10 protein-coding genes are annotated in these 12,578 nt (G+C 70.1%); 8 read left to right on the top strand and 2 right to left on the bottom strand.

Features of this window, described 5'->3' with window-relative positions; all coding sequences use genetic code 11:
- Positions 1-66: 66 nt before the first annotated feature.
- Positions 67-3,138, top strand: coding sequence for an excinuclease ABC subunit UvrA (uvrA, locus tag ACFWDI_RS12475; protein ID WP_385303379.1), 3,072 nt, complete (start codon positions 67-69; stop codon positions 3,136-3,138).
- Positions 3,139-3,250: 112 nt separating this feature from the next.
- Here the strand turns inward: uvrA and ACFWDI_RS12480 are convergent, their stop codons facing one another.
- Positions 3,251-4,156: a carbohydrate kinase gene (locus ACFWDI_RS12480; RefSeq protein WP_385303381.1), complete on the bottom strand. Its 906-nt coding sequence runs from the start codon at positions 4,154-4,156 to the stop codon at positions 3,251-3,253.
- 173 nt (positions 4,157-4,329) lie between these two features.
- Between ACFWDI_RS12480 and ACFWDI_RS12485 the strand changes: the two genes are divergently transcribed.
- Positions 4,330-4,758: a Rieske (2Fe-2S) protein gene (locus ACFWDI_RS12485; protein WP_385303382.1), complete on the top strand. Its 429-nt coding sequence runs from the start codon at positions 4,330-4,332 to the stop codon at positions 4,756-4,758.
- A 20-nt stretch (positions 4,759-4,778) separates the two neighbouring features.
- Here the strand turns inward: ACFWDI_RS12485 and ACFWDI_RS12490 are convergent, their stop codons facing one another.
- The gene (locus ACFWDI_RS12490; protein WP_385303383.1) at positions 4,779-5,711 is read right to left on the bottom strand and encodes a hypothetical protein; all 933 of its coding nucleotides are present in this window, start codon (positions 5,709-5,711) and stop codon (positions 4,779-4,781) included.
- Positions 5,712-5,986: 275 nt separating this feature from the next.
- On the opposite strand from ACFWDI_RS12490, the gene ACFWDI_RS12495 reads away from it, so the two are divergent.
- The 6 genes from ACFWDI_RS12495 to whiA all read left to right on the top strand — a co-directional run bounded on the left by ACFWDI_RS12495 (position 5,987) and on the right by whiA (position 12,555).
- Entirely contained in the window at positions 5,987-6,601 is a 615-nt protein-coding gene (locus ACFWDI_RS12495; protein ID WP_385303384.1) for a papain-like cysteine protease family protein, read from the top strand.
- Between the two features lie 5 nt (positions 6,602-6,606).
- Positions 6,607-7,386: a hypothetical protein gene (locus ACFWDI_RS12500; RefSeq protein WP_385303387.1), complete on the top strand. Its 780-nt coding sequence runs from the start codon at positions 6,607-6,609 to the stop codon at positions 7,384-7,386.
- Positions 7,387-7,611: 225 nt separating this feature from the next.
- A complete protein-coding gene (gene uvrC, locus ACFWDI_RS12505; protein WP_385303388.1) occupies positions 7,612-9,609 on the top strand; it encodes an excinuclease ABC subunit UvrC in 1,998 nt (665 codons plus the stop codon).
- A complete protein-coding gene (gene rapZ, locus ACFWDI_RS12510) occupies positions 9,606-10,544 on the top strand; it encodes an RNase adapter RapZ (protein ID WP_385303390.1) in 939 nt (312 codons plus the stop codon). The genes uvrC and rapZ overlap by 4 nt, the downstream gene beginning before the upstream one ends.
- Positions 10,541-11,575, top strand: a complete 1,035-nt coding sequence (gene yvcK, locus ACFWDI_RS12515; RefSeq protein WP_327322872.1) for a uridine diphosphate-N-acetylglucosamine-binding protein YvcK — start codon at positions 10,541-10,543, stop codon at positions 11,573-11,575. The genes rapZ and yvcK overlap by 4 nt, the downstream gene beginning before the upstream one ends.
- Positions 11,566-12,555 (top strand): DNA-binding protein WhiA, encoded by a 990-nt coding sequence (gene whiA / locus ACFWDI_RS12520; protein WP_215093490.1) that lies wholly within the window; start codon positions 11,566-11,568, stop codon positions 12,553-12,555. The genes yvcK and whiA overlap by 10 nt, the downstream gene beginning before the upstream one ends.
- Positions 12,556-12,578 lie beyond the last annotated feature (23 nt).

Here is a 12,578-nt window from a genome sequence, read left to right on the forward strand (position 1 = left end):
CGGCGGCCCCCCTAGTCTGGGACGGGGGCTGTGCCCCCGCTTATCTCAAGAAAGGTGCGCACCGGCGTGGCCGACCGTCTCATCGTTCGTGGCGCTCGCGAGCACAATCTCAAGAACGTCTCGCTCGACCTCCCGCGTGACTCTCTCATCGTCTTCACCGGGCTCTCGGGGTCGGGCAAGTCGTCCCTCGCGTTCGACACGATCTTCGCCGAAGGGCAGCGCCGGTACGTAGAGTCGCTCTCCTCATACGCCCGGCAGTTCCTCGGACAGATGGACAAGCCGGACGTCGACTTCATCGAGGGCCTCTCCCCGGCCGTCTCCATCGACCAGAAGTCGACCTCGCGCAACCCGCGCTCGACGGTCGGCACCATCACCGAGGTCTACGACTACCTCCGGCTGCTGTTCGCCCGTATCGGCAAGCCGCACTGCCCCGAGTGCGGCCGGCCCATCACGCGCCAGTCGCCGCAGGCCATCGTGGACAGGGTCCTCGAGCTGCCCGAGGGCAGCCGCTTCCAGGTGCTCTCGCCGCTGGTGCGCGAGCGCAAGGGAGAGTTCGTCGACCTCTTCGCCGATCTGCAGACCAAGGGGTACAGCCGGGCGCGGGTCGACGGGCAGACCATTCAGCTCTCCGAGCCGCCCACATTGAAGAAGCAGGAGAAGCACACCATTGAGGTGGTCGTCGACCGTCTCACCGTCAAGGACAGCGCCAAGCGCCGGCTGACCGACTCGGTCGAGACCGCGCTCGGCCTCTCCGGCGGCATGGTCGTGCTCGACTTCGTCGACCTCGCCGAGGACGACCCCGAGCGTGAGCGGATGTACTCCGAGCACCTCTACTGCCCGTACGACGATCTCTCCTTCGAGGAGCTGGAGCCCCGCTCCTTCTCCTTCAACTCGCCCTTCGGCGCCTGCCCCGACTGCACCGGCATCGGCACCCGCATGGAGGTCGACCCCGAGCTGATCGTCCCGGACGAGGAGAAGTCCCTCGACGAAGGGGCGATCCACCCCTGGTCGCACGGCCACACCAAGGAGTACTTCGGGCGGCTGATCGGCGGCCTCGCCCAGGCACTCGGCTTCTCCACCGACATGCCCTGGGCCGGACTGCCGCAGCGTGCCAAGAAGGCCCTGTTGTACGGGCACAAGACCCAGGTCGAGGTCCGCTACCGCAACAGATACGGACGAGAGCGCGCCTACACCACCCCCGCCTTCGAAGGGGCCGTGCAGTTCGTCAAGCGGCGGCACAGCGAGGCCGAGAGCGACTCCAGCAGGGAGCGCTTCGAGGGCTATATGCGCGAGGTGCCCTGCCCGACCTGTCAGGGCACCAGGCTGAAGCCGATCGTCCTCGCGGTCACGGTGATGGAGAAGTCCATCGCCGACATCGCCGCGATGTCGATCAGCGAGTGCGCGGACTTCCTCGGCGAGCTGAAGCTGAACGCCCGCGACAAGAAGATCGCCGAGCGGGTTCTCAAGGAGGTCAACGAACGGCTGAAGTTCCTGGTCGACGTCGGCCTCGACTACCTCTCGCTGAACCGCGCGGCCGGCACCCTCTCCGGCGGCGAGGCACAGCGCATCCGGCTCGCCACTCAGATCGGCTCCGGCCTGGTCGGCGTGCTCTACGTCCTGGACGAGCCGTCCATCGGCCTGCACCAGCGCGACAACCACCGGCTCATCGAGACCCTGGTCAGGCTGCGCGACATGGGCAATACGCTCATCGTCGTCGAGCACGACGAGGACACCATCAAGGTGGCCGACTGGGTCGTCGACATCGGACCGGGCGCCGGTGAGCACGGCGGCAAGGTCGTGCACTCCGGCTCGTTGAAGGAGCTGCTGACCAACACGGGTTCGATCACTGGTCAGTATCTGTCCGGGAAGCGGTCCATCCCGACGCCGGACATCCGCCGGCCGGTGGACCCGGGACGCCGGCTCACCGTCCACGGCGCCCGTGAGAACAATCTGCGCGACATCGACGTCTCCTTCCCGCTCGGGGTGCTGACGGCCGTCACCGGCGTCTCAGGATCCGGCAAGTCGACGCTGGTCAACGACATCCTCTACACCCACCTGGCCCGCGAGCTGAACGGCGCCAAGTCGGTGCCGGGACGCCACACCCGTGTCGACGGCGACGACCTCGTCGACAAGGTGGTGCACGTCGACCAGTCGCCCATCGGCCGTACGCCCCGGTCCAACCCGGCGACGTACACCGGTGTCTTCGACCATGTCCGCAAGCTCTTCGCGGAGACGATGGAGGCCAAGGTCCGGGGTTACCTCCCCGGCCGGTTCTCCTTCAACGTCAAGGGCGGCCGCTGTGAGAACTGCTCCGGCGACGGCACCATCAAGATCGAGATGAACTTCCTGCCGGATGTGTATGTCCCGTGCGAGGTCTGCCACGGAGCGCGTTACAACCGGGAGACCCTGGAGGTCCACTACAAGGGCAAGTCCATCGCCGAGGTGCTGGACATGCCGATCGAGGAGGCGCTGGAGTTCTTCGAGGCCGTCCCGACGATCTCCCGCCATCTGCGGACACTCAACGAGGTGGGCCTCGGCTATGTCCGGCTGGGGCAGTCGGCGCCGACGCTCTCGGGCGGTGAGGCGCAGCGGGTGAAGCTGGCGTCGGAGCTCCAGAAGCGCTCCACCGGCAGTACGGTCTACGTCCTGGACGAGCCGACGACCGGCCTCCACTTCGAGGACATCAGCAAGCTGATCCATGTGCTGTCCGGGCTGGTCGACAAGGGCAACACGGTCATCGTCATCGAGCACAACCTGGATGTCATCAAGACCGCCGACTGGGTCGTCGACATGGGTCCGGAAGGGGGCAACGGCGGCGGCCTGGTCATCGCCGAAGGCAGCCCGGAACAGGTCGCAGGAGTCCCGACCAGCCACACCGGCAAGTTCCTGCGGGACATCCTGGACGCCGACCGGATCAGCGACGCGGTGGTGCCCGCGCCCCGCAGGGCCACGAAGAAGGCGCCGGCGAAGAAGGCGTCGGTGAACGAGACGGCGGTGAACAAGTCGGCGGTGAACAAGACAGCGGTGAACAAGACGGCGGCCAAGAAGACCGCTGCGGCGAAGAACGCGGTCGCCGCGAAGGCGGCCCCGGCGAAGAAGACGGCGACGGCGCGGACCAGCCGGGCCCGCAAGGCCTGACGCCGGTCACCGTCGTGTCCTCAAGCGACGCGGGACGGGCTGGATTTTCCAGCCCGTCCCCGCGCTTGAGGACGAACCGGCTGCCGGACGGCCCCGGCTCCTCCCGCCGCCGTCAGCCGTCCAGCTCCGACGCGTACGGCGGCTCCGCACCCGTGCGGGAGCATGTCACCGCCGCCGCCCGTGACGCGAAGCGCAGCACGTCACGCCAGCCGTCCGCGTCCAGCGCGTCCAGCACGGCCGACGCGTCCGCCGACAGGGCGTCCCGGGCCGCGATGCTGTGCAGCAGCGCCGCGTTCACCGTGTCGCCCGCGCCGATCGTGTCGGCGACCGACACCGGCGTGGCCGGAACCGAGACCTCCAGCCCGCCCCGCGTCCGTACTGTCATCCCCGCCGCACCTCGCGTCAGTACCACTGCCGCGGGCCCCTCGGGCACGCCGCCGAGCCACTCCGCGTCATCCTCCGAGAGCTTCAGCAGCGACACATACGGCAGCCACCCGGCGAGCCGCGCCCGATAGGCGTCCGCGTCAGGGATCAGACCGCCCCTGATGTTCGGGTCGAGCAAAGTGAAGACCCCGCGCCCCGCCTCCCGCCGCAGCAGCGCCTCGTACGCGGTCGCGCCCGGCTCCAGCACCAGCGAGCAGGTTCCGAGCGCCAGGGCACGTACTGAATCCGGCAGCGGCGGCGGCAGCTCGAAGAGCCGGTCCGCGCTGCCCTGCGCGTAGAAGCCGTACCCGGCGGAGCCGTCCGCGCCTATGGCCGCGACCGCGAGCGTCGTCGGCTCGGGGCCGCGCTGTACCAGGGACGTCCCGACACCCGCCGAATGCAGCCCGGCCAGCAGCGCCTCGCCGAAACCGTCCGTCGAGACACGCGAGCAGAAGGTGACCGGTGCGCCGAGCCGTCCCAGGGCGACAGCCGTGTTGTACGGACCGCCGCCGAGCCGCGGCAGCAGCATCGGCAACGGCTCGCCGCCCCCCTGCGGGACCAGGTCGATCAAGGACTCTCCGGCGACGACGATCACGGCCCAGAACGTAACCCATCGCCCCAGGACGTAACAGGTGGCCCGCACGCAGGGCCGCCGTTCTCCGCCGGTATCGTCGGGTCTGTCACCGACACTCCGTCCGCGACACTCCGTCCGCGACATCCCGTCCGCGACGTCCCCGTCCGACCAATGCCCTGATCAGTGGAGATTCCATGTCCGGCCAGTCCACCGCCCGCCGCACCGTGCTGAAAGGCGCCGCCCTCGCCGGGGCCGCCGGGCTGGGAGTCGCCGCCTGCTCCACCGAATCGAAGCTCGGTCACGCCGAGAACCCCACGCCGACCGCGCCCGTCGACCTCGGCCCGGCCGATGCCGTCCCGGTCGGCGGCGCCAAGCTCTACCGCGAGCAGCGCCTCGTCGTCAGCTGCCCGGCCGAGGGCCAGTACAAGGCCTTCAGCGCACAGTGCACGCACGCGGGCTGCGTCCTCGACAAGCTCGAGGGCACCGAGGGCAACTGCCCCTGCCACGGCAGCCGCTTCGACGTCACGACCGGAAAGGCGGTCCGCGGCCCGGCGACCGTGCCGCTCCCCGAGGTCCCGGTCAAGGTGGCGGGCGGCAAGCTCGTCGCGGCCCCCGAGGCCTGAGCCGTCAACAGGTCGGCTGCTCACTCCCAGTCCCAGTCGATCCCGAGGATCCCGGGCCGTACGCCCTGCTCCACGGTGTGGACCGTACGGTGCCGTCCGCTCAGCGTCAGATCCGTCCGGGCACCCCGCGGCGTACCCGTCGTGGCCTGCGCGAACCTGCGGCACCGCACCGGCAGCGCACCCTCGTCGAAGCGCACCTGCAGGACGTACTGCCCGCCCGCGAAGCTGAAGCCCCGCACATACTCACCGCTCGGCCCGCCGGTCCCGTCCTCGAAGCCGTAGCCGAAGAAGTACGTCTCACCCGCGCGCAGCCGGGCGTCGAACAGCAGCTCTGCGACGAGCACCCCGGTCTCCCGGTGCCACCGCACCCGCCCGGTGCGGCAGTTCTCCAGCGCACTCACCTCCACCCGGGCCGGGTCGCAGCCCGGGTCGCCGTGGTGGATGGCCAGATAGCGGTCGATGCCGTCACGGTGGGCGCGTACGACGTGCTGCGAGTCGCGCCCCACCAGCTCGCGCCCCGCCCCGATCCGCACTCGCTCATGGTGCCCGACCGTGTGCAGCCCACCGTCCGTCGGCTGCTCGAGGTCGGCCAGCAGCTGCTCAACGGCGCCGGACGCCTCCACCAGTGAGCGGTACGAGCGCGCGGCGGGGCGCTCGACATCGCCGCGCGCGCCGCCTTCGCCGACGCCGAGCAGCCGTATCAGCGAGTTCCCGGGCAGCTCGAGCACCTCCTCCAAGGCGCGTACGGCGCGCAGCGACTCGGGCCGTTGTGGGCGGCGCGCACCCTGCTGCCAGTAACTGAGACTGGTCACCCCGACCTTGATGCCGCGGTGGGCGAGGTGGTGCTGCACTCGCTGGAGCGGCAGTCCACGCACCGCGAGGGCGGCGCGCAGCGCCAGATGGAACGGGCCGGTGTGCAGCACCTGTGCCAGATCGGCCTCGGTGTGCCCCATGGTTCCTCCAGCGGCTTTCGGGGATCTCAGGGATCTCGGGGGTCTCAGGGGTTTCAGGGATCGAGTGAATGTTCACGAGGGTGGCGAACCGCTGTGGGTGGGCGGCGACAGGCGTGCAGGTGGAGCGGGACGGAGGTGTTCACATCCCGGCCGCAGCATTCACAGCGCGTGTCACCCCGCATTGAAGCGTGTTGACCTGGTCTCGACAAGGACTGATGCTCATCCGCAGCGTCCGGACGCGCTCCTCCATCCCCACCCCCCTCGGGAGGAACGCGATGCGCAACACCGAGAGACGGCTGCCTGCCGCAGTGGCCGTCCTGGCTGCACTGATCACCCTGCCCATGCCGACGGCGACCGCCGCGCAGACCGCCGCGCAGACGGACGCCCCCTCCGTAACCCGTGCCACCCTCGCCTGGAAGCGCCTGGACATCACCATGCAGGCGCAGCAGAAGACCAACTGGTGCTGGGCGGCCGGTGGCAACACCATCGCGGCGTACTTCGGCAGGAACTACTCCCAGAACCAGTTCTGCAACGCCGCCTTCAGCCGCCAGCAGGGCAGCGAGTGCCCCAACTCGCAGGCCACGCTCGGCAATGTCCAGACCGGCCTGCGCTGGGCCGGCATCAACTCCGGGTCGTATGTCACAGGCTGGCTGCGCTACCCGACCGTACAGACCGAGATCGACGCCAACCGCCCCGTCGAGACCCGTATCCAGTGGTCGAGCGGTGGTGGGCACATGCATGTGATCTACGGCTACGACGACGCCGACAGCTGGGTCCACTGGGGCGATCCATGGCCCTCCAACGACCGCTACAACTGGGCCTCCCACGCCTGGTACGTCGACAACGACTCCTTCTCCTGGACCCACTCGCTCTACCGGATCGGGGCGTGAGTGCGATGAAGAGGACCCCACGCGCCTCCGTCACCGCGGCCTTCGCGGCCTGTCTCTCCCTCGGCGCCATCGGCACGGCCACCGCCGCGAGCACCGGCGCCGGCGGCCCCTCCGCGGCGGACCGTGCCGAGGCAGGGCGCGCCGCCACGGCCCCCGCAACCCTTCAGACCCTGTCCCGTTTCTTCGCCCGCGACGGGGCCGCCACCAGGGCGGCGGCCGCTCCCCGCGTCGAAGGCGGCACCGTCCCCGTCTACACGCTCACGCCGGAGTTCGTGGCCGGGAAAGCGGGCGCTCCCGTCGCCCGGCTGGAGTTCCTTGCCGCCCAGGCGGTGTCGTCCGACGGTCAGAAGGCCTCGCTGTGGACGGCCCGCCAGAGCGGTCGGTGGCAGGTGGTCAACATCGCCACCGGCGACGACGAGATCCGGTACGTGGAGCAGGGCGCCCGCAAGCTGCCCGGCGGCACGGTCTTCCGTGAACCGCAGATCGACGCCTGGTACGTCAACAAGGGCGCGAAGGTCCTCCCGCTGGACGAGGACGCGATACGGGCGGTGGGCAGCCACGGCACGACGCTCGCCGCCTACCGGGCCCGGGTCAGGTCCGCGTACGCGGACAAGCTCCCCGGGTCGGCGTACGCGAGGAAGGGCGGCGCGGGCGGCTACGCCGCGCATGAGGAGAACGACCGGAACGGCGCCGTCACCTTCGCCTCGGCGGCCGCCGGAGCAGGCGCCCTCGCGGCCCTCGCCCTGTGCGGGCTGACGGCCGTCCGTCTGCGCCGCCGCGAATGATCGGCCGGAGGCTCCGCCCCGGACCGCGGACGACCTTCGGTCGTGCCCTCGGACGCCGGGCGGGCTGAATTTTTCAGCCCCTCCGGCGCTTGAGGTGGGGGTCCCCCGTAGGGGGAGGGGTTCGGGGCGGAGCCCCGACGAGACCCGGGCGCCCGGCGCTTCCCCCACGGTGCCGGGCGCCCGGACATGACCGCACTGTCACCGCCCGCCAGTAGGGTGGTCGATATGGCAGACCCCTCCAGCTACCGCCCCAAGCCGGGACAGATCCCCGACTCCCCGGGGGTCTACAAATTCCGCGACGAGCACCGCCGGGTGATCTACGTCGGGAAGGCCAAAAGCCTGCGCCAGCGCCTGGCCAACTACTTCCAGGATCTGGCGAATCTGCACCCGCGCACCCGCACCATGGTCACCACGGCGGCCTCCGTCGAGTGGACCGTCGTCTCCACCGAGGTCGAAGCGCTGCAGCTGGAGTACTCCTGGATCAAGGAGTTCGACCCCCGGTTCAACGTCAAGTACCGGGACGACAAGAGCTATCCGTATCTCGCGGTCACCCTCAATGAGGACTTTCCGCGGGTCCAGGTCATGCGTGGCGCCAAGAAGAAGGGGGTGCGCTACTTCGGTCCGTACGGACATGCCTGGGCGATCCGCGAGACCGTCGACCTGATGCTCCGCGTCTTTCCCGTACGCACCTGCTCCGCCGGGGTCTTCAAGAACCACGCCCAGAAGGGCCGGCCCTGTCTGCTCGGCTATATCGGCAAGTGCTCGGCGCCCTGCGTGGGCCGGGTCACCCCCGAGGAACACCGCGAACTGGCCGAGGAGTTCTGCGACTTCATGGCCGGCCGCACCGGCACGTACATCCGCCGCCTGGAGAAGCAGATGATGGCGGCCGCCGACGAGATGGAGTACGAGAAGGCCGCCCGGCTGCGCGACGACATAGGGGCCCTCAAGCGGGCCCTGGAGAAGAACGCCGTCGTGCTGGCCGACGCCACCGACGCCGATCTGATCGCCGTCGCCGAGGACGAGCTCGAAGCCGCGGTACAGATCTTCCACGTCCGCGGCGGACGCGTCCGCGGCCAGCGCGGCTGGGTCACCGACAAGGTCGAGGCCGTCGACACCGCCGGCCTCGTCGAACACGCCCTGCAGCAGCTGTACGGCGAGGAGCGCGGTGATGCCGTCCCCAAGGAGGTGCTCGTCCCCGCCCTCCCCGAGGACACCGACGCGGTCACCCAGTGGCTGAGCGACCGCCGCGGCTCGCACGTCTCGCTCCGCATCCCGCAGCGCGGCGACAAGAAGGACCTGATGGCGACGGTCCAGCGCAACGCCGTACAGGCGCTCGGCCTGCACAAGACCAAACGCGCCAGCGATCTCACCACCCGCTCCCGCGCACTGGAGGAGATCGCCGAGGCCCTCGGCCTCGACTCGGCGCCGCTGCGGATCGAGTGCTTCGACATCTCGCACCTTCAGGGCCAGGACGTCGTGGCGTCCATGGTGGTCTTCGAGGACGGCCTGGCCCGCAAGAGCGAGTACCGCCGCTTCCAGATCAAGGGTCGTGTCGGCGACGAGCAAATCTGGCACGGCGAGGGGCAGGACGACGTCCGGTCCATGCACGAGGTGGTCGCCCGCCGCTTCAGGCGCTACCTCGCAGAAAAAGACAAGACGGGGGAGTGGATCGGTGACGACACCCCCGACGACGACGGAAAGCCCAAGCGCTTCGCATACCCGCCCCAGCTCGTCGTCGTCGACGGCGGACAGCCCCAGGTGGCCGCCGCTCAGCGTGCCCTCGACGAGCTCGGCATCGACGATGTCGCCGTCTGCGGCCTCGCCAAGCGCCTCGAAGAGGTCTGGCTGCCGCACGACGACGACCCCGTGGTCCTGCCCCGCTCGAGCGAGGGCCTGTATCTGCTTCAGCGGGTCCGTGACACGGCTCACGACTTCGCCATCCGCTACCAGCGCTCCAAGCGGCGCCATCGCATCAGGACAAGCCCGCTGGACGCGATCCCCGGCCTCGGCGACACCCGGAAGCAGGCTCTGATCAAGCATTTCGGCTCGGTGAAGCGGCTGAAGCAGGCGACAATCGAGCAGATCTGCGAGGTACCGGGCATGGGCCGGAAGACGGCGGAGGCCGTCGTAGTGGCCCTCGCCCAGGCGGCTCCTGCCGCGCCTGCCGTGAATACGGCAACAGGAGAGATCATTGAAGAGAGCGACGGGGGCAGCACGACATGACTGAGCACGATGGAGACGGAGCAGCAGACGTGAGTACGGGCACCACGACCGAGCCCGGCGGAGCCGCTGACGCGGCCATCCCCGAGCTGGTCATCATCTCCGGAATGTCGGGCGCCGGGCGCAGCACGGCCGCGAAGTGTCTGGAGGACCTCGGCTGGTTCGTCGTCGACAACCTGCCGCCCGCGCTGATCCCCACCATGGTGGAGCTCGGCGCCCGCTCGCAGGGCAATGTCGCCCGGATCGCCGTCGTCGTCGACGTACGCGGCCGGCGGTTCTTCGACAACCTCCGCGAATCCCTCGCCGACCTCGACTCCAAGCAGGTCACCCGGCGGATCGTCTTCCTCGAGTCGTCCGACGACGCCCTGGTCCGCCGTTTCGAGTCGGTCCGCAGGCCCCACCCCCTCCAGGGCGACGGCCGGATCGTCGACGGCATCGCCGCCGAGCGTGATCTGCTGCGTGAGCTGCGCGGCGACGCCGATCTGGTGATCGACACCTCCAGCCTGAACGTCCATGAGCTGCGCGCCAAGATGGACGCCCAGTTCGCGGGCGACGAGGAGCCGGAGCTGCGCGCCACGGTGATGTCGTTCGGATTCAAGTACGGACTGCCGGTCGACGCCGACCTCGTCGTCGACATGCGCTTCCTGCCGAACCCGCACTGGGTCCCGGAGCTGCGCCCCTTCACCGGCCTCAACGAAGAAGTCTCGAACTACGTCTTCAACCAGCCCGGCGCCAAGGAGTTCCTGGACCGCTACACCGAGCTGCTCCAGCTGATCGCCGCGGGCTACCGGCGCGAGGGCAAGCGGTACGTCACCATCGCGGTCGGCTGCACCGGCGGTAAGCACCGCTCCGTCGCCACGTCCGAGAAGCTGGCCGCCAGGCTCTCCTCGGCCGGGATCGAGACCGTCGTCGTCCACCGGGACATGGGGCGCGAGTGACCGGACGCAATCTCCGTCTGCGGCGGCTGCGCAGGTCCACGCACGCGCTGTCGGGACGGAAACGCGGCGCGCAGCCCAAGGTTGTCGCGCTCGGCGGCGGCATGGGCCTGTCCGCGTCGCTCACCGCCCTGCGCCGTATCACCGGCGACCTCACCGCGGTCGTCACCGTCGCCGACGACGGCGGCTCCAGCGGCCGGCTCCGCGACGAGCTCGGCGTGCTGCCGCCCGGTGACCTGCGCAAGGCCCTGGCGGCGCTGTGCGGCGACGACGACTGGGGCCAGACCTGGGCCCGGGTGATCCAGCACCGCTTCCAGTCCCAGGGCGAACTGCACGAACACGCGGTCGGCAATCTGCTGATAGTGGCCCTGTGGGAGCAGCTCGGCGACCATGTCCTGGCCCTGGACCTGGTCGGCAAACTGCTGGGTGCGCACGGCCGGGTGCTGCCGATGTCCGCCGTGCCACTGGAGCTGCAGGCGTTGGTACGGGGCCATGACCCGGCGCGCCCCGACGATGTGGACACGGTGCGCGGCCAGGCGACCGTCGCGCTGACACCCGGTGAGGTGCAGTCCGTGCACCTCGTCCCGCACGACCCGCCCGCCGTCCCCGAGGCCGTTGCCGCCGTCCTGGACGCCGACTGGGTGGTGCTCGGCCCTGGCTCCTGGTTCTCCTCGGTGATCCCGCATCTGCTGGTGCCCGAGCTGCTGGACGCGCTGATCGAGACGAAAGCCCGCCGGGTCCTCTCGCTCAACCTCGCGCCGCAGCCCGGTGAAACCGATGGCTTCTCACCGCAGCGTCATTTGGAGGTTTTGGGACGACACGCGCCTAAACTCGCCCTGGACGTGGTGCTGGCCGACGAGGCCGCTGTGCCCGACCGCGAGTCCCTCGCCGACGCCGCCAGGCGGTTCGGCGCCGCGGTCGAGCTGGCGCCCGTGGCCTCGCCCGACGGAGTTCCGAAGCACGACCCGGAGCTGTTGGCCGCCGCGTACGACCGTATTTTTCGGATGCATGGAAGGATCGGCCCATGGCGATGACGGCAGCGGTGAAGGACGAAATCTCCCGGCTTCCCGTCACCCGGACCTGCTGCAGAAAGGCAGAGGTCTCGGCGATTCTTCGGTTCGCGGGCGGGCTGCACCTGGTCAGCGGTCGCATTGTGATCGAGGCGGAGCTGGACACAGGGATCGCGGCGCGGCGGCTCAAGCGGGACATCCTGGAGATCTTCGGGCACAGCTCCGAGCTGATGGTGATGGCGCCGGGCGGACTGCGCCGCGGCTCCCGATACGTGGTACGGGTGGTGGCAGGAGGTGACCAGCTGGCGCGTCAGACGGGTCTGGTCGACGGCCGCGGCCGCCCGATCCGCGGACTGCCGCCACAGGTTGTCTCCGGCGCCACCTGTGACGCGGAGGCCGCCTGGCGCGGCGCGTTCCTGGCGCACGGCTCGCTCACCGAGCCGGGCCGCTCCTCCTCGCTCGAGGTCACCTGCCCCGGTCCGGAGGCAGCCCTCGCCCTGGTCGGCGCGGCCCGTCGGCTCTCCATCGCCGCCAAGGCCCGCGAGGTACGCGGCGTGGACCGTGTCGTCGTACGGGACGGGGACGCGATCGGCGCGCTGCTGACCCGTCTCGGGGCGCACGAGTCCGTACTGGCCTGGGAGGAGCGGCGGATGCGACGCGAGGTGCGCGCCACCGCCAACCGCCTCGCCAACTTCGACGACGCCAACCTGCGCCGCTCGGCCCGCGCCGCGGTCGCCGCCGGTGCCCGGGTGCAGCGCGCGCTGGAGATCCTCGGCGAGGAGGTGCCCGAGCATCTCGCCGCCGCCGGCCGGCTGCGGATGGAGCACAAGCAGGCCTCTCTCGAGGAGCTGGGGGCGCTCGCCGACCCGCCGCTGACCAAGGACGCGGTCGCGGGCCGGATCCGCCGGCTGCTGGCGATGGCCGACAAGCGGGCCCAGGACCTCGGCATTCCGGGTACGGAGTCCAATCTCACCGAGGAGATGGCGGACGGCCTCGTCGGCTGAGTGTCCGCTGAATGTCAGCCTCC

Origin of the sequence: Streptomyces sp. NPDC060064 (assembly GCF_042736455.1) — a bacterium.
Taxonomy (GTDB): domain Bacteria; phylum Actinomycetota; class Actinomycetes; order Streptomycetales; family Streptomycetaceae; genus Streptomyces.

Excerpts from the sequence above, each read along its gene's own strand:
- ACFWDI_RS12485 (WP_385303382.1), top strand. The coding sequence starts at position 4,330 with ATGTCCGGCCAGTCCACCGCCCGCCGCACCGTGCTGAAAGGCGCCGCC.
- ACFWDI_RS12490 (WP_385303383.1), bottom strand. The coding sequence starts at position 5,711 with ATGGGGCACACCGAGGCCGATCTGGCACAGGTGCTGCACACCGGCCCG.
- ACFWDI_RS12495 (WP_385303384.1), top strand. The coding sequence starts at position 5,987 with ATGCGCAACACCGAGAGACGGCTGCCTGCCGCAGTGGCCGTCCTGGCT.
- ACFWDI_RS12500 (WP_385303387.1), top strand. The coding sequence starts at position 6,607 with ATGAAGAGGACCCCACGCGCCTCCGTCACCGCGGCCTTCGCGGCCTGT.
- uvrC (WP_385303388.1), top strand. The coding sequence starts at position 7,612 with ATGGCAGACCCCTCCAGCTACCGCCCCAAGCCGGGACAGATCCCCGAC.
- rapZ (WP_385303390.1), top strand. The coding sequence starts at position 9,606 with ATGACTGAGCACGATGGAGACGGAGCAGCAGACGTGAGTACGGGCACC.
- whiA (WP_215093490.1), top strand. The coding sequence starts at position 11,566 with ATGGCGATGACGGCAGCGGTGAAGGACGAAATCTCCCGGCTTCCCGTC.